This window comes from Bacillus sp. SIMBA_005 (genome assembly GCF_046535585.1).
Taxonomy (GTDB): domain Bacteria; phylum Bacillota; class Bacilli; order Bacillales; family Bacillaceae; genus Bacillus; species Bacillus pumilus.
This window is the reverse complement of the sequence record NZ_JAWRWI010000364.1, coordinates 1-274: the sequence shown is the minus strand read 5'-3', so window position 1 is coordinate 274 and position 274 is coordinate 1. Positions and strand designations below refer to the sequence as shown.

Here is a 274-nt window from a genome sequence, read left to right as displayed (position 1 = left end):
ACCCCTTTGCAAATCTTTTTTTAAATCGTATTCATGCTCCTTGTAAACAAACACAAGGTCTAAGTCTAAATCCCCGATATAAATTGTGAAGTTTTCAATGATTTCCTTGTCAAATTGCAAAAAATATTTACCATCGCGTTGTGTTAACGTTTGATTTTCCTCAGCGTAGCCAGGCATCCCAATTGCTAAGTCCTCATACTCCATTCCAATCATTTGAATACGCTGTTCTTCTACGCAGCGATAATATTCCAGTACATCTGATTTATGGATAGAG

The 274-nt window shown here is 36.5% G+C and carries 1 protein-coding gene; it reads right to left on the bottom strand.

Going from position 1 to position 274, the window contains the following annotated elements:
- Positions 1 to 274, bottom strand: a 274-nt coding sequence (locus SB660_RS20475) for a DUF1850 domain-containing protein (protein WP_410584163.1), incomplete at both ends; no start/stop codon positions are given.